Source organism: Streptomyces sp. EDA2-14, assembly GCF_054963755.1.
In genome coordinates this window covers 175,483-191,995 of record NZ_JBUEGE010000016.1, presented here as the reverse complement: position 1 = coordinate 191,995, position 16,513 = coordinate 175,483, and the positions used below count along the sequence as shown (strand labels likewise).

The following is a 16,513-nucleotide window of genomic DNA, read 5'->3' as shown; positions in this document are numbered from 1 at the left end:
TACGAACGCGAGGGACGAGGACACCGAGCCCCAGGGCACCCCAAAGTCTGCGATCCGGAGGAGTGCAGTGGCAGCCAACGACCGGGCGGCAACTCCCGGCAAGTCCGGCGGAAGCTCCGGTGCGGACAGTCTCATGCGCGCCGCACTGAGCGCCGTCGCGCCCGGAACCGCCCTGCGCGACGGCCTGGAGCGCATCCTCCGCGGCAACACCGGAGGGCTGATCGTCCTCGGCTCCGACAAGACGGTCGAGTCGATGTGCACGGGCGGCTTCATCCTCGACGTGGAGTTCACGGCCACGCGCCTGCGCGAGCTGTGCAAGCTCGACGGCGGCATCGTCGTCTCCTCGAACCTGGACAAGATTCTCCGGGCCGGCGTGCAGTTGGTGCCGGACCCGATGATCCCCACGGAGGAGACGGGCACGCGGCACCGCACGGCGGACCGCGTCAGCAAGCAGGTGTCGTACCCCGTCGTCTCCGTCTCCCAGTCGATGCGCCTGATCGCGCTGTACGTGGACGGTCAGCGCCGCGTCCTGGAGGACTCGGCGGCGATCCTGTCCCGCGCCAACCAGGCCCTTGCGACCCTGGAGCGCTACAAGCTGCGCCTCGACGAGGTGGCGGGCACGCTCTCCGCCCTGGAGATCGAGGACCTGGTCACGGTCCGGGACGTCACGGCGGTCGCGCAGCGCCTGGAGATGGTGCGCCGCATCGCCACGGAGATCGCCGAGTACGTCGTCGAGTTGGGCACCGACGGGCGGCTTCTGGCGCTTCAGCTCGACGAGTTGATCGCGGGCGTCGAGCCGGAGCGCGAGCTGGTCGCGCGGGACTACGTGCCCGAGCCCACCGCCAAGCGCTCCCGCACGGTCGCGGAGGCCCTGACCGAGCTGGACTCGCTCAGCCACGCCGAGCTGCTCGAACTGCCGATAGTGGCACGTGCCCTGGGCTACACCGGCTCCCCCGAGGCGCTCGACTCGGCGGTGTCCCCGCGCGGGTTCCGGCTCCTCGCCAAGGTGCCGCGGCTTCCCGGCGCCATCATCGACCGCCTCGTGGAGCACTTCGGCGGCCTTCAGAAGCTGCTCGCCGCGAGCGTGGACGACCTTCAGACGGTGGACGGTGTCGGCGAGGCGCGTGCGCGCAGTGTCCGTGAGGGCCTGTCGCGCTTGGCCGAGTCGTCGATCCTCGAACGATACGTGTAGCCGAACAAGCCCCTGCGGCGCTTGAGCAGCGGGGTTCGGGGCAGAGCCCCGAGACGCCGAGCCGGAGGGCGCTGAACCTAGTCTTCCTTCAGGACGAACGAGGTCTGCGCCTCGGGGAGTTGCGCCGCCTTCACCTCGACCAGGTAGGTCCCCGGCTTCGCGGATCCCGCAGAGGGCGTCGCGCACTGCGGCGCGCTCGGCCGAAGGTCCCACGTGAACTCACGCTGCACCGAGCCGCCCGCAGGGGCTCGCAGCACCGCGCTGCCCGCTCCGGCCGGGCAGTCGTCGGACGACCAGAACGGCTTGTCGTCCTCCGCCTTGGTGATCGTGACCACGGCGGTCTTCGGCCCGAGGTCGATCTTGCAGGACTTGTCCGCCGTGTTCTTCGCGACGAGTCGAAGCTTCGGCTTGTCCCCCGGCGCGTACGAGTTGTGGGCGCTGCTCACCTTCAGGGTCACGCCGCCCGCCGTGCAGTCCGGGAGGCTGGAGCCGGCCGGGACCTGGTCCCCGGAGGACGTGCCCCCGCTGCCGCCGCCGTCACCGGAGTCGCCGCCCGCGGCATCGTCCGAACCACCGGACCCCGCACCGGAACCGGAGCCGGAACCCGAGCCCGAGCCGCCGGAACCACCGCCCGTACCGCCCGACTCGTCGCGTCCGCCGGGGTGTTCGCTGATCGCGGGCCCGGAGCCGGAGGGCCCTGGCGTGATGGACTCGGTCGGCTGCTTGCCGCCCGAGCCGCCGGCGCCGTTGTTCCCGCCGCCCCCGCCCAAGTTGACGATCCATACGATCAGCAGCGCGAGCAGCGCCACCACGGACAGCAGAACAGCCCTCCGTCGCCAATAGATGGAGGAGGGAAGCGGCCCGATCGGATTGCGCAGAGATCCCACGGCTCAAACCTTACGAGAGAACGGGCCGTTGTCCGGCGTCACCCGCCGCCTCGCACACCAAGTTTTCCGGATCATCATCATGCGCGGGCCACCAGACGGGCTTCCGGACCCCTGTCGATCGTCAGGTGGGGCCCGCGACCATCGCTGGATGTGACAAGCCTTGGGTATTGCATACTGTCCGTCACCATGGGAACCATCGACTCCGACCTGTATCGCGGCATCCTCGATTTCGCCCACGACACCCCGTCGTGGTTTCAGCACCTCATGGAGGTGTGGACGGAACTGGGACTGCTGCTGTTCGCCGTGCTCTTCGTCGTCGCCTGGTGGCGGGCACGGGGCAACGACCCGAGGGCATTCGCCGTCGCGGTGCTCGCGCCGCTGGGCACCGCGGTCGCGTATGTGATCAGCGAGGTGGTCAAGTCGGGGATCGACGAGGAGCGGCCCTGTCGGGCCGTCTCCGGAGCACTGGCCCCACTGATCGACTGCCCGGCCTACGGAGACTGGTCGTTCCCCTCCAACCACGCCACGATCGCCGCCGCCGCGGCCGTGGGCCTGGCACTGGCCTGGCCGAAGGTGGGCTGGCTCACGGTGCCGATGGCGATCCTGATGGCGTTCTCGCGCGTCTTCGTGGGCGTGCACTATCCGCACGACGTCGCGGTGGGCCTGCTGCTCGGCACCCTCGTCGCGTTCCTCGTCGTACGCCTTCTGACGCGGCCGGGGGCGCGGGTGACCGAGGCAATGCGGGGGTCGGGGAACGGGCTGGTGCGGTGGTTCGCCGGTCCGGGGCCCGCCGGGGCCGGGTACGGCTCGGCGGCCGAGGCCCGCTCGCGGCGCGGCGCGCACCGGCGCTGACCCTCTGCTGACGTGGGCGGGTCCCGACGCGTGTCGGGGCCCGCCCACGTCAGTGGCCCCGCCTACGTCTACGTCTACGTCTACGTCAGCAGACCCGCCTCGTACGCCACGATGGCCGCCTGCACGCGGTTCTTGACCTCCAGCCGCTCCAGGACCGCGCTGACGTACGCCTTCACCGTCCCCTCCACGAGATGCAGCCGCTCGGCGATCTCCGGGTTCGACAGTCCCGCGCCGACCAGGCCGAGCACCTCGCGCTCGCGCGGGGTGAGTGCCCCGACGCGCTGCCGGGCCGCGGCCTCGCGGGTCAGCCGGCCGCCGCCGAGCCCGTCGATGACATGCCGGGCCACCTTCGGCGACAGGAACGCGGCGCCGTCCGCCACCGCCCGTACGCCCGCCATCAGCTCGTGCGGGTCGCCGGACTTGAGCAGGAAGCCGGTGGCGCCGCCGCCGAGGGCCCGCGCCACGTACGCGTCCTCGGAGAACGTGGTCAGCATCGCCACCGCCGTGCCGGGCACCGTCGCCGTGATCTCCTCCGCCGCCGCCAGGCCGTCCAGGCGGGGCATGCGGATGTCGAGGAGCGCCACGTCCGGGCGGTGGGCCTGAGCGAGGCGCACGGCCTCCCGTCCGTCGGCGGCCTCCGCGACGATCTCGAAGTCGCCGCCCGCAGCGAGGATCGCCCCGACGCCGGCCCGGATCATCGCCTCGTCGTCGGCGAGCAGCACCCGGATCCGTCTGCCCGGTTCGCTCAGCGCGCCCATTCACGCTCCTCTTCCTGGACCTGGTCGGCGGTGCCCGCCTTGGGGATCACGGCTTTGTCGACGAGCGTGTGCGAGGCGTCGTCGGCGAAGCAGAGCCTGAAGTGCTCGACTGTCACGAACAGTTCGCCGCTCGCCCGGTAGTAGCGGCAGTCGGCCCGGACGGGCGGTGGCGTGGGCGCGCGCTCGACCGGCGGATCGCTGATCGTGCGCTCGGGCAGCCTGGACTCCACGTCGGCGAGCGGCGTGCCGACCCGCAACTGCACGTACGCCTGCGGCGTGAGGACGGCGTGCGTCTTCGTGTACGCGTACCAGGTGAACGCCCCGCCGATCAGGACGGTTCCCGCGACCGCGGCGGCTCCGAAGGCCAGGCCCACCCGGCGTCTGGCGGTGCGGCGGGCGTGCACGAATCCGGCGTCGGCGGGGTTGCCGCGCGGGGCGCCGGGCGCGGGAAGGCGGGCGCTCACCCGGAATCCGCCGTCGTGCGGACCGGCGTCGAAGCTGCCGCCGAGCGCGGTGATCCGCTCCCGCAGGCCGAGCAGCCCGGTGCCGCTGCCGGACGGCGCGACGGCCGCATCTGCCGGGCGGGCGTTGGTGACGGTGACGGTCGTGGTGGTGCCGTCCTGCCGCGTCTCCACGGTGACGGGGGCGCCCGGCGCGTACTTGGCGGCGTTCGTCAGGGCTTCCTGAACGACGCGGTAGGCGGTGCGGTCCTCGGTCTCGGGAGCGTTCTCCGGGGCGTTCACCAGACGCACCGCGAGACCCGACCCGGCGGCCCGCTCGACGAGTTCCGCGACGGTCTCGCCGGGCGGCGCGAGCGGGGCCTGTTCGTCGTCCTCCTCGCGCAGCAGGCCGATGATGCCGTGCAGCCGGTCGGTGGCGTCGGAGGCGGCCGAGCGGAGTTCGGCGGCGGCCGTGCGGTGCGCTTCGGCGAGGCCGGGGGTGACCTGGAGGGCGCCGGCGCGCAGGGCGATGAGGCTGAGTTCGTGGCCCAGGGAGTCGTGCATGTCCTGCGCGATCCGGGCCCGTTCGCGCAGCCGGGCGCGGTCCGCGACGATCAGGTGCTCGCGCTCCAGCTGCTCGGCCCTGGCCCAGCCGGCGGCGGTCAGCTCCCTGCTCTGACGCCAGTAGCGGCCGATGAGCCACGGGAAGACCGCACCGAACAGCAGCGTCCCCATGAGCACGAGCCACTCGGCGGCCGGGTCGACCTGCCGAATGCTGATCTTGACGGTGCCGGCGACGGCGAGCGCCCCGAAGGCGAGGAGCGAGGGACGCACGGTCGGCGAGCGCAGCCCCATCAGGTACGCGAAGGCCGCGAGCGCGCACCCGTACGAGAGCGTGAACAGGGACGACGCGACGGCGATGCCCGGTGCGGCCGCGAGCAGGAAGGCGGTGGCGGGGAACCGGCGGTGCAGCGCGGTGGCGGCGCCGAGCGCGGCGATCCCGGCGAGCTGCTGCCAGGTGCCGTCGGGTTCGTGCAGATGCAGCCACTCGACGGCGAGCACGGGAACGGCGAGCGCTCCCCAGAGCGACAGATCGACCAGCAGGGCACGTCGTCGGGGCTTCACTCCACCGACGCTACAAGCGGGCCGGGCCGGGGCGCCCCTGCCGATCGTCAGGTCCCCCACCGGGCGGGGGCGGACGACCGGGTACCGGCACGGCCCCGGAAACCCGCCCCGCACGACAGAACCGGCGCCGCCCACCGTGCTCCCCCGCCCCGGCCCTGGCACATGGCAGGATCGGATGTGCCATGACTGCGCTCACGAAGAACCCCGAGAACGCCGATCTCCACGCACCGGTCATCGACTGGTTCAGCGAGCACGCCCGCGACCTGCCCTGGCGCCGCCCCGAAGCGGGCTCGTGGGGTGTGATGGTCAGCGAGTTCATGCTCCAGCAGACCCCCGTCAGCCGGGTGCTCCCGGTGTACGAGCAGTGGCTCGCGCGCTGGCCGCGGCCCGCCGATCTCGCCGCGGAGGCGCCCGGCGAGGCCGTCCGCGCCTGGGGGCGGCTCGGCTATCCGCGCCGCGCCCTGCGCCTGCACGGCGCTGCCGTCGCCATAACGGAGCGGCACGGCGGCGACGTTCCGACCGAGCACGCGCAGCTGCTCGCGCTGCCCGGCATCGGCGAGTACACGGCGGCCGCCGTCGCCTCCTTCGCGTACGGGCAGCGGCACGCGGTGCTCGACACGAACGTGCGGCGGGTGTTCGCCCGCGCCGTGGGCGGTGTGCAGTACCCGCCGAACGCGACGACCGCCGCCGAGCGGAAGCTGGCCCGCGCGCTGCTGCCCGAGGAGGAGGACACCGCCGCCAGGTGGGCCGCCGCCTCCATGGAGCTGGGCGCCCTGGTGTGCACCGCCAAGAACGAGGAGTGCCACCGCTGCCCGATCGCCGCGATGTGCGCGTGGCGGCTCGCGGGCAAGCCCGCGCACGAGGGTCCGCCGCGTCGCGGGCAGACGTACGCGGGCACCGACCGCCAGGTGCGGGGCAAGCTGCTCGCCGTGCTGCGGGAGGCCGTCGCCCCGGTGCCGCAGGCCGTGCTCGACCGGGTCTGGGACGATCCGGTGCAGCGGGCCAGGGCGCTCGACGGGCTGGTCGACGACGGTCTCGTGGAGCCGCTCGCGGGCGGTCTCTACCGGCTTCCGCAGGGCTGATCCGGGCACAACTCGGGGCCGCCGTTCCGTTCGTTACACAACCGACGGGTAGTCGTGCACTGGCCGCTGGCCGGAACGGACAACGCCGTGACAACTCCTCCGTAACTTCTTTCCCGTAACCGCACAGAGCCTGTGCGGACCACGGGGATGTGCAGGAAGCGGGAGGCAGTTGATCATGGCGCACGGCGGTGAGGTGCTCGAGTTCGAAGAGTACGTGCGGACGCGGCAGGACGCCCTGCTGCGCAGCGCCCGGCGGCTGGTGCCCGACCCGGTCGACGCCCAGGACCTGCTGCAGACCGCGCTGGTGCGGACGTACGGGCGGTGGGACGGCATAGCCGACAAGCGCCTGGCCGACGCGTACCTGCGCCGCGTCATGATCAACACGCGGACCGAGTGGTGGCGGGCGCGCAAGCTGGAGGAAGTGCCCACCGAGCAGCTGCCGGAGTCCTCGGTCGACGACTCGACGGAGCAGCACGCGGACCGCGCGCTGCTGATGGACGTCATGAAGGTGCTCGCACCGAAGCAGCGCAGCGTCGTGGTGCTGCGACACTGGGAGCAGATGTCCACAGAGGAGACGGCCGCCGCTCTCGGAATGTCGGCCGGAACCGTGAAGAGCACGCTGCACCGGGCCCTCGCCCGGCTCCGTGAGGAGCTGGAGAAGCGGGAGCGCGAGGAACTGGTCGCCCGCGCGCTCGACGTTAAGGAGCGGGAGCGTTGCGCGGCCTAGGCATACGTGCCTCTGGGATTCGTACGTCCCTGATGCGGGGGCGTTCCTTCTTGATACGGGGAATGAAGGCGGGGAGCGCGGTGATCGCCGGGCTCGCCGCCCTCGGCTTGTGTGCCGGCGTGCTCGCGGCGTGCTCGACCGGCGGCACGGGGCCCCGCGACGAGGGCCCGGCCCGCACGGACCCGGTCGGCTCGACCGCGGACAGCGCGAGCCCCTCGCCCTCCGCCTCGCCGAGCGCCCCGAACACGACCACGGCGGTCCGCATGGTGAAGCAGGACCCGAAGGTCGGCGCCGACATCAAGCGCGATCTGAAGCCGTGCGTGGCGGACGAGTACCCGGTCGACGTGAGCTACGGAACGCTGACCGGCAGCTCCCGCAGCGACATCGTGGTCAACGTGATGACCTGCGGCGACGCGGTCGGCATCGGCACGTACGTGTATCGCGACGAGGGTGGCACGTACAAGAATGTGTTCAAGGACGAAGAGCCCCCGGTGTACGCGGAGATCGACCGGGGTGATCTCGTGGTGACCAAGCAGGTGTACGAGAAGGGTGACTCGGTCGCCTCCCCCTCGGGCGAGGAGATCATCACGTACCGCTGGAGCGGCCACGGATTCACCCGGGAGAGCCGCACGCACAACGACTACAGCAACGCGGTGGACGGGGAGAGCCCGGCGCCGTCGGACGACGGCTGAGCCACGCGGTGGAGGAGAGAACGGATGGGTGTCATGGGTGGTGACCGCAAGGGCGAGCCGACGCACGTCCTGTTCGTCGAGGACGACGACGTCATCCGCGAGGCCACCCAGCTGGCCCTGGAGCGCGACGGTTTCGTGGTGACCGCGATGCCGGACGGGCTCAAGGGCCTGGAGGCGTTCCGGTCGGACCGGCCCGACATCGCGCTGCTCGACGTGATGGTGCCGGGGCTCGACGGGGTCTCCCTGTGCCGCCGCATCCGGGACGAGTCCACCGTTCCCGTGATCATGCTCTCCGCGCGCGCGGACTCCATCGACGTCGTGCTCGGCCTGGAGGCCGGCGCCGACGACTACGTGACGAAGCCGTTCGACGGGGCGGTGCTGGTGGCCCGGATCCGCGCCGTGCTGCGCCGCTTCGGGCACGCGGGCGGTGCGGCGGCCGCTTCCGGTACGGCCGACGAGGGCCCCGCGCCCGACCACGGGACGCTGCGCTTCGGCGATCTGGAGATCGACACGGACGGCATGGAGGTCAGGAAGGCCGGGGAGCCGGTGGGCCTGACGCCCACCGAGATGCGCCTGCTGCTCGAGTTCTCCTCTGCGCCCGGCACGGTCCTGTCCCGCGACAAGCTTCTGGAGCGGGTGTGGGACTACGGCTGGGGCGGCGACACCCGCGTCGTCGACGTCCATGTGCAGCGGCTGCGTACGAAGATCGGCCAGGACCGGATCGAGACGGTCCGCGGCTTCGGCTACAAGCTCAAGGCCTGACCGGGCTGATGGGACAGGGCATATGAGAAGGGGGACCACGCAGACCCCGTCGGAGACGGCCGTACCGGCGCCCCGCGCCACGGCCGCCGGGCGGTCGGACGCCGCCGGGCACTCCGGTGCCGCCGGGCGGCCGGCCGCCGCGCCGAAGCCCGCCCGCTCCTGGATCCCGCACGGGCTGCGGACCGGCGTGCGCTGGAAGATCAGCGTCGCGATCGCCTTCGTCGGCGCGCTCGTCGCCGTGGCGCTCAGTCTCGTGGTGCACAACGCGGCCCGCGTCTCGATGCTGGACAACGCGCGGGACGTGCAGGACGAGCGGATCCAGTTCGTGCAGCGGCAGTACGAGGCGCGCGGCGGCAATCTGCCCGTCGGCTTCAAGGTCGACGACCCGATGCTGCCGCAGGACCTGCGCGCGAAGGCCCGCGAGGGCCGCCGCGTGACCTACGTGACGGAGTCGGCCAGCGGCGTGCCCGACATCTGGGCCGCGGTCCCGCTCAGCAACGGCGGGATCCTCTCGGTGCACACCCGGTTCGCCGACCGCAGCGCCACCGTGATGAAGGACCTCGACAAGGCGCTGCTCATCGGCTCGATCTCCGTCGTGCTCGGCGGCAGCGCGCTCGGCGTCCTCATCGGCGGCCAGCTCTCCCGCCGCCTGCGCAAGGCGGCGAGCGCGGCCCGCGATGTCGCCGCGGGCCAGAGCGACGTGCGTGTGCGCCGCGCCATCGGCGGTGTCGTACGCGACGAGACGGACGATCTCGCGCAGGCCGTGGACGCCATGGCCGACGCGCTCAAGCAGCGCCTGGAGGCCGAGCGCCGGGTCACCGCCGACATCGCGCACGAGCTGCGCACCCCGGTCACCGGGCTGCTCACCGCCGCCGAACTGCTGCCGCCGGGCCGCCCCAGCGAACTCGTCAAGGACCGCGCGCAGGCGATGCGCACGCTCGTCGAGGACGTGCTCGAAGTGGCCCGGCTCGACAGCGCCGCCGAGCGGGCCGAGTTGCAGGACATCATGCTGGGCGAGTTCGTGGAGCGCCGCGTCGCGTCCCGCGCGGGCGACGGCGTCACCGTCCGGGTGATCCACGAGTCGGAGGTGACGACGGACCCGCGCCGCCTGGAGCGCATCCTCCTCAACCTGCTGGCCAACGCCTCCAAGCACGCGAGCCCGCCCATCGAGGTCAGCGTCGAGGGCCGGGTCCTGCGGGTGCGCGACCACGGCCCCGGCTTCCCGGAGGACCTGCTGGACGACGGGCCGAGCCGGTTCCGCACCGGCGCCGCCGACCGCGCGGGGCACGGCCACGGCCTGGGCCTGACGATCGCGGCGGGCCAGGCCCGGGTGCTCGGCGCCCGCCTCACGTTCCGCAACATCCGCCCGCAGGGAGCGGACCACGACGCCCCCGCCGAGGGCGCCGTGGCGGTGCTGTGGCTGCCGGAGCACGCCCCGACGAACACGGGCAGCTTCCCGATGGTGCGGCTGCCCGACTAGGCGGCGGGAGCCGCGTCCACGGGCTCCTGGTCCTTCGGCCCCGCGCCCCGCAGCATTACTTCCTTGACGAAGACCGCCGCGAGCAGCGCGACGAGCGCCACCACGGAGCCCAGCAGGAACGCGGAGTGCGTGCCGGACGAGACCGCGTACTGGTAGGCGTCCCGCGCCTGCGCCGGCAGCTTCGCGATGCCCTTCGCGTCCAGCTGCGCCGTCTGTCCGGTGAACTTCCCGCCGAGCGCCCCGGCCTTCTCCACCATGACGTCCTGCACCCGGTTGTTGAACAGGGCGCCCATGATGGCGACGCCGAACGAGGAGCCGAGCGTACGGAACAGGGTCGTCGACGAGGACGCCACGCCCATGTCCTTCATCTCGACGCTGTTCTGCGCGACCAGCATCGTGATCTGCATCAGGCAGCCCATCCCCGCGCCGAGCACGGCCATGTAGAGCCCGGACGTGAACCGCGAGGTCTCGGTGTCCATCTGCGCGAGCAGGAACAGACCGCCGATCATCAGGACGCTGCCCACCACCGGAAACACCTTGTACTTGCCGGTGTTGGTGGTGACCCGGCCCGCGATCAACGAGACGACCATCATCGCGAGCAGCATCGGAAGCAGCAGCAGACCGGAGTTGGTCGCGGACGCGCCCTGCACGGACTGCTGGTACAGCGGCAGGAAGAGCACCGCGCCGAACATCACGAAGCCGGTGATGAAGCCGATCACGGACATCAGCGTGAAGTTCCGGCTGCGGAAGATGTGCAGCGGCACGATCGGCTCGGCGGCCTTGGTCTGCCAGAACACGAACCCGACGAGCGCGGCGACGCCGATCCCGATCAGCTCCATGATCACGGCGGAGTCCCAGGCGTACTCGGTCCCGCCCCAGGTCGTCACGAGCACGATCGAGGTGATCCCGACGGTGAGCAGCGCGGCACCGAAGTAGTCGATGGAGTGCGCGGCCCGCTTCTTCGGCAGGTGCAGCACGGCGGTGATCGCGACGAGGGCGACGATGCCGAGCGGGACGTTGATGTAGAAGGCCCAGCGCCAGCCGAGATGGTCGGTGATGGTGCCGCCGACGAGCGGACCGCCGATCATGGCGAGCGCCATCACGCCGGCCATCATGCCTTGGTACTTGCCGCGTTCACGGGGCGGAATCAGGTCGCCGATGATGGCCATGACCCCGACCATCAGTCCGCCGGCGCCGAGCCCCTGCACGGCCCGGAAGCCGATCAGCTGCCCCATGTCCTGTGCCATCCCGCTGAGCACGGAGCCGAGCAGGAAGATCACGATGGAGGTCAGGAAGGCGCCCTTCCTGCCGTACATGTCACCGACCTTCCCCCAGATCGGCGTGGAGGCGGCGGTCGCGAGCGTGTACGCGGTGACGACCCACGACAAGTGCTCGAGCCCGCCCAGCTCACCGACGATGGTGGGCATCGCGGTGCCGACGATCATGTTGTCGAGCATGGCCAGCAGCATCGCGAGCATCAGCGCGAGCAGCACCACCCGTACGCTGCGCGGCTGTTTCACCGGCTCCTGATCCGCTATGGCCGGCTGTGCCGCTGCCTGCGTCATGGTCCCCACTCCCCCTGCTCACCCCGGTACTTACTTGTCGCCCGGCTAGTTACCTACAATGGGGAAAGTAGAGCGCCAACTAGCCGGGCGTCAAGTAAGTTTTTCTCCAAGGGCACGAAGGGCAGCACGCCGATGGTCACGGGCAGCAGCAAGCCGCAGCAGCGCCGCGGGGACACCCGCCAGCGCATCCAGGACGTGACCTTGGAGCTGATCGCCGAGCAGGGCTACGAGAAGACATCTCTGCGGGAGATCTCCGAGCGCCTCGGCGTCACCAAGGCCGCGCTCTACTACCACTTCAAGACCAAGGAAGACATCCTCGTCAGCCTGTTCACGGACCTGATGAAGCCGATCGACGACGTGATCGCGTGGGCCACCGAGCAGCCGCCGACGCTGGAGGCCAAGCTCGAGGTCCTGCGCCACTACTCGGCCGCGCTCGCCGACGCCGCCCCGCTCTTCCGCTTCATGCAGGAGAACCAGGCGACGATGCGCGAGCTGAGCATCGGCGAGAACTTCAAGGAGCGGATGACGTCACTGCTCGACCATCTGCTGCCGCAGGACGTCACGCTGACCGACCGGGTCCGCTGCCTCAGCGCGCTGGTCTCGATGCACGCCGGCATGTTCATCCTCAGAGACGTCGAAGGCGACCCCGAGGAGAAGCGCAAGGCCATCCTCGAGGTCGCCTCCGACCTGGTCACGCGGGCCCATCAGGACTGACGGGCCGCCACGGCGGGCGTCGTCAGACGCTCACGCCCTCCTTCTTCAGGAAGGAGACGGGGTTGACCGCCGAGCCGTAGTCCGCCGTCGTGCGGATCTCGAAGTGCAGGTGCGGGCCGCTGGAGTTGCCGGTGTCGCCGGACAGGGCGATGTGCTGGCCCGTCGTGACCTTCTGGCCGACCTTGACGTCGATCTTCGACAGGTGCGCGTACTGCGAGTACGTGCCGTTGCTGTGCTTGATGACGATGGCGTTGCCGTACGCGGCGCCGTCACCGGCGCCGTTGCCGCCGGCCTTGACGACGGTGCCGCCGTGCGCGGCCATCACGTTGGTGCCGGTCGACACCGCGAAGTCCTGGCCGGAGTGGTGACCGCTGGCCCACATGCCGCCGCCCTGGGCGAAGCCGGCGGAGAGCTTGTAGTCCTTGACCGGGTCGATCCAGGACTTGGCCTTCTTCGCCTCGGCGGCCTTCTTCTTGGCCTCGGCCGCCTTCTTCTTCGCCTCGGCCTCCTTCTTGACCTTCGCGGCGTGGTCGGCGGCCTTGGCCTGGGCGGTGGCCTGCGCCTTGACGGACGTCGCGGCGATACCGGGCAGGGCGGCGGCGTCTGCGGTGTCGGCGACCGCGGCCCCGGTCCCGAGCAGCGCCGACACACCGAATCCGGCGGCCACGACGGCAGCCCGCTTACGGAGCATCGACGTACCGGGGCGGTGGGGCTGGGTGCGCTTCGACATATGGCAGACCTTTCGAACTGGGACATGGAGCGACCCGGCGCACTGCCTCGTGCTGCCGGGCCGGCCATACCTTGGTAACCCCACCCCCCATCACCACCCAAAACACCCATCTACGACATGTCTTCGTAGCGCCACCCCGAGAACCACCCCGCCCGGACCGCCGTCAGGCCCGACCCAAAGTAGTCCGATTTATGGCCTCATCCTTGGTTTAACCCCACTTCATCAATGCAAGGCCAGGCGATACGGGCACGGCGGCCGCCCCTTCCCACCCGAACGGGCAAATCACCGAAACCCGTCGACTGTGTAACGACCCGGCCAGAACGCCATCGCACCACTATTTCCGTTAGTACGTGATCCACGTCCTGTGCGGCATGTCACCGGTCGGCAAGATCCAATCCCGCCCGGATGTGACCGGGGCTACGCTCCCGACCATGGATCCCGCGGCCCTCGGCACCCGTCTGGCATCGAGCGTGATCGCCCCGGCGCTCAAGAAACTCCTCGTCCAGGAAGGCCCGGGAGCGGGCTTGACGGACGGGCCGGTACGCATATCCGGTCTGGTCTCCTTTCGCGGCGAGAAGCGCACCCTCACGGAGTCCGACCTCGAACGCCTGGCCCGAAAGCTGGTCGACGCGGCTGTGGGCGGCCCCGGCGAGCCCCCGTTCCCGTACGACGAGACAGAGCCGGTCGTCCTCGCGCTCACCCACACACTGGGCGCGCTCGGCGATCTGACCATGGACGATGTCCAAGCGGTCCGCCTCGGTCCCCGCGCTCTGGCCCACGCCCTGCGCCGCGCGGCCCCCGCATCCGAACTGTCGGCCGACGCCACGTACTTTCTCGACTCGCTCACCGAGTGGTCCTGCCTGCACATCCTGCACTTCTTCACGCAGCGGTCGACCTTTGTGGCGCGGACACTGGTGGAGCAGAGTAGGGGGCAGGCCGAGACCCTCACCAAGCTGGACGCGCTGCTCGCGCACGGCAACGAGCCGGGGCAGGACCGCGCCTTCGAGGAGCGCTACCGGCACTATCTGGCCATCCGCCACAACCACCTGACGATCTTCGGCCTCGACGCACACGACACCGCCGACAGCTGGCCCCTGGACGTCGCCTACCTGAGCCTCGACGCGACGCGGGACGCCACCCCCGAGCCCGGCGACGACCCCGGCGCGACCGCACCCGTCACCGTGCGGCTCGCCGCCGAGGACGCACTCACCGGCCCGGGGCACGACCAGGTCCTGTTGCGCGGCGAGGCCGGCTCCGGCAAGACGACGCTGATCCAGTGGCTGGCCATCACCTCCCGGGAGCGCATCCCCTACGTCCTGCCGCTGCGCACCCTGATCCGCACCGCCCGGCTTCCGGCCCCCGCCGACTTCCTCAACGGCACCGACTGCCCGCACTCGCCGCCGGACGGCTGGGCGGAGCGCGTCCTGACCGACGGCCGCGCGCTCGTCATGGTCGACGGCCTCGACGAGGTGCCGTCCGCCGACCGCCCCCGCGTACGCGACTGGTTGCTGGCCCTGGTCCGTGGCTACCCCGGCAACCGCTGGCTGCTCACCGCCCGCCCCACCGCCGTACGCCCCGACTGGCTGGCCGGCGACGGCTTCACCGAACTCGCCCTCGCCCCGATGGACCGCCCACGCGTCACGGCCTTCGTACGCCGCTGGCACGCCGCGGCGCACGCCCCCGAGCACGAGGAGCCGCTGCTCGACGCGCTGCGCACCAAACCGGACCTCGCGCGCCTGGCCACCAACCCTCTGATGTGCGGCCTGATCTGCGCCCTGCACCGGGCCCGCCGCGGCTACCTGCCGCCCCGCCGCAAGGCCCTCTACGACGCCGCACTCCAGATGATCCTCACCGAACGGGACCGGCAGCGCGGCATGAGCGGCCTCGACGGCATCGACCTCGAGACCGAGGACCAGATCGAGCTCCTCCAACGCCTGGCGTACTCCCTGGTGTTGGCGGGCCGCACCGAAATGGACGAGGACACGGCGCTCTCACTCCTGGAGCGCTCCCTGCGTTCGGTCCCCGCCGCGTCCGCGCAGGGCGACGCGACGGCGATCCTGCGCCATCTCCTGCTGCGCAGCGGAGTGTTGCGCAGCCCGGCCCCCGGCGTCGTCGACTTCGCGCACCGCACGTTCCTCGACCACCTGGGCGCCCGGTACGCGGTCGAGGAGGGCCACTTCGACGTGCTGCTCGGCCGGGCCGAGGACACGCAGTGGGAGGACGTGCTGCGGATGGCGGTGGCGCATGCGCGTACGCGGGAGCGGGGTCGGTTGTTGCGGGGGTTGCTGGCGGCGGACGTGCCGCGATTGACCCTGCTGGCGCTGGCCTGCCTCCAGGACGCGACTTCCGTCGACCAGGAGGTGGTGGAGGAAGTGCGGGCGCGGGCGGCGGTACTGATTCCGCCGCGCACCTTCGCAGAAGCGGAACAACTGGCCCAGGCGGGCCCGTTCGTACTGGAACTGCTGCCGGGCCCCGAAGGCCTGACGGACGACTCGGCTCACGCGGTGGTAGCCACGGCGTCTCGTCTCGGTGGGCCGGGCGCGCTCCCGGTTCTGAAGAAGTTCCGTACGCACGCCGCGCTCAACGTTCGGCGTCAATTGGTGGGCACCTGGCGCCGGTTCGACTCTCAGGAATACGCCGACGAGGTCCTCGTACACCTCGACCGCGACGGGCTCGACCTCACCGTCCAGAGCCGCGAGGAGTGGGCGGTGGCACGGCGCATGCCCGGCTGGCGTCGCCTGGACATGCGCGGCGCCTACGCACTCGCGGAGCTCCTCGAAGGCCTCGAGCCGGACGAACTCGACCAACTCCTCCTCATCGGCAACCCGCTGGTCGACGACCTGGCCCCGCTGGCGAACCTGTCCCGGCTGCGCCTGCTTGCCCTGAGCCACTGTCCGAACGTACGCGACCTCGCGCCTCTCGCCAGACTGCCCCTGCGGCACCTCGCCGTGACCGGCATGCCGGAGGCACACGGGCTGCGCGAGCTCACCAGGCTGCGGTCCCTGACGGTGAGCCACCCACTCCCGGGCGACGCACTGAGTGACGGCCTCCCGACGTCCGGCCTCCTGAACACTCTCTTCCTCGGCCAAGGGGCGATCACCCGCACCGGCCTGCGCGCCCTCGACACACTGCCAGGGCTGTCCTACCTGACCCTGAACAATGGGGTGGGCCCACTGGAGACGGCCGACTGGCACCGCATCGCCGAACACCCCGCCCTCAAGTCGCTGCACCTGCTCACGGACGACCTGCCGACGGGCCGTCTTCCCGAATTCCCCCGCATCGAGCACCTCGGCCTCCGTCTCCCGCACGGCCCCAGCCAGTTCACCGACCACGTGCGCCTGTTCCCCGCCGTCCGCACAGTCAGGATCTATACCGGCCGCCACACGCCCCGGGACACCGCCCCCTACGCCGGCCTCTTCCACCACGCCGACGTCACCGTCGTCCCGACCTGAAAAAACGGGTGGGCCCGAACCGTTCCGTCAGGAACAGTTCGGGCCCACCCGTATC

General features: G+C 71.3%; 14 protein-coding genes. 9 read left to right on the top strand and 5 right to left on the bottom strand.

Going from position 1 to position 16,513, the window contains the following annotated elements; all coding sequences use genetic code 11:
* The first annotated feature begins 67 nt into the window (after positions 1–67).
* Complete coding sequence (disA, locus tag ACY34M_RS30965; protein WP_462721494.1) at positions 68–1,192, top strand: DNA integrity scanning diadenylate cyclase DisA; 1,125 nt, start codon at positions 68–70, stop codon at positions 1,190–1,192.
* A 77-nt stretch (positions 1,193–1,269) separates the two neighbouring features.
* Here disA and ACY34M_RS30960 read toward each other — a convergent pair whose 3' ends face one another.
* Positions 1,270–2,079, bottom strand: a complete 810-nt coding sequence (locus ACY34M_RS30960; RefSeq protein WP_462721495.1) for a hypothetical protein — start codon at positions 2,077–2,079, stop codon at positions 1,270–1,272.
* Between the two features lie 186 nt (positions 2,080–2,265).
* Here ACY34M_RS30960 and ACY34M_RS30955 point away from each other — a divergent pair, with 186 nt between their 5' ends.
* Complete coding sequence (locus tag ACY34M_RS30955) at positions 2,266–2,931, top strand: phosphatase PAP2 family protein (RefSeq protein WP_462721496.1); 666 nt, start codon at positions 2,266–2,268, stop codon at positions 2,929–2,931.
* A gap of 80 nt (positions 2,932–3,011) precedes the next feature.
* Here the strand turns inward: ACY34M_RS30955 and ACY34M_RS30950 are convergent, their stop codons facing one another.
* Positions 3,012–3,689 (bottom strand): response regulator transcription factor, encoded by a 678-nt coding sequence (locus ACY34M_RS30950; protein ID WP_462721497.1) that lies wholly within the window; start codon positions 3,687–3,689, stop codon positions 3,012–3,014.
* The gene (locus tag ACY34M_RS30945; RefSeq protein WP_462721498.1) at positions 3,677–5,254 is read right to left on the bottom strand and encodes a sensor histidine kinase; all 1,578 of its coding nucleotides are present in this window, start codon (positions 5,252–5,254) and stop codon (positions 3,677–3,679) included. The genes ACY34M_RS30950 and ACY34M_RS30945 overlap by 13 nt, the downstream gene beginning before the upstream one ends.
* Positions 5,255–5,436: 182 nt before the next feature.
* On the opposite strand from ACY34M_RS30945, the gene ACY34M_RS30940 reads away from it, so the two are divergent.
* From ACY34M_RS30940 to cseC, 5 genes are all read left to right on the top strand, one after another.
* Entirely contained in the window at positions 5,437–6,336 is a 900-nt protein-coding gene (locus ACY34M_RS30940) for an HhH-GPD family protein (protein ID WP_462721499.1), read from the top strand.
* 175 nt (positions 6,337–6,511) lie between these two features.
* Positions 6,512–7,063: a SigE family RNA polymerase sigma factor gene (locus ACY34M_RS30935; protein WP_462721500.1), complete on the top strand. Its 552-nt coding sequence runs from the start codon at positions 6,512–6,514 to the stop codon at positions 7,061–7,063.
* A 62-nt stretch (positions 7,064–7,125) separates the two neighbouring features.
* A complete protein-coding gene (locus ACY34M_RS30930) occupies positions 7,126–7,755 on the top strand; it encodes a hypothetical protein (RefSeq protein WP_462721501.1) in 630 nt (209 codons plus the stop codon).
* A gap of 33 nt (positions 7,756–7,788) precedes the next feature.
* Positions 7,789–8,517 (top strand): two-component system response regulator CseB, encoded by a 729-nt coding sequence (gene cseB, locus ACY34M_RS30925; RefSeq protein ID WP_462721655.1) that lies wholly within the window; start codon positions 7,789–7,791, stop codon positions 8,515–8,517.
* Positions 8,438–9,997 (top strand): two-component system sensor histidine kinase CseC, encoded by a 1,560-nt coding sequence (gene cseC, locus ACY34M_RS30920; RefSeq protein ID WP_462721502.1) that lies wholly within the window; start codon positions 8,438–8,440, stop codon positions 9,995–9,997. The genes cseB and cseC overlap by 80 nt, the downstream gene beginning before the upstream one ends.
* On the opposite strand, the gene ACY34M_RS30915 is transcribed toward cseC, so the two are convergent.
* On the bottom strand, positions 9,994–11,562 hold the full coding sequence (locus tag ACY34M_RS30915; protein WP_462721503.1) for an MDR family MFS transporter: 1,569 nt from the start codon (positions 11,560–11,562) through the stop codon (positions 9,994–9,996). The genes cseC and ACY34M_RS30915 overlap by 4 nt on opposite strands.
* 132 nt (positions 11,563–11,694) lie before the next feature.
* Here ACY34M_RS30915 and ACY34M_RS30910 point away from each other — a divergent pair, with 132 nt between their 5' ends.
* Positions 11,695–12,276 carry a TetR/AcrR family transcriptional regulator gene (locus tag ACY34M_RS30910; protein ID WP_462721504.1) on the top strand — a complete coding sequence of 194 codons (582 nt, stop codon included), beginning with the start codon at positions 11,695–11,697 and terminating at the stop codon, positions 12,274–12,276.
* 22 nt (positions 12,277–12,298) lie between these two features.
* Here ACY34M_RS30910 and ACY34M_RS30905 read toward each other — a convergent pair whose 3' ends face one another.
* Positions 12,299–13,006: a M23 family metallopeptidase gene (locus ACY34M_RS30905; protein ID WP_462721505.1), complete on the bottom strand. Its 708-nt coding sequence runs from the start codon at positions 13,004–13,006 to the stop codon at positions 12,299–12,301.
* A 431-nt stretch (positions 13,007–13,437) separates the two neighbouring features.
* Between ACY34M_RS30905 and ACY34M_RS30900 the strand changes: the two genes are divergently transcribed.
* Positions 13,438–16,458: an NACHT domain-containing protein gene (locus ACY34M_RS30900; RefSeq protein WP_462721506.1), complete on the top strand. Its 3,021-nt coding sequence runs from the start codon at positions 13,438–13,440 to the stop codon at positions 16,456–16,458.
* Positions 16,459–16,513 lie beyond the last annotated feature (55 nt).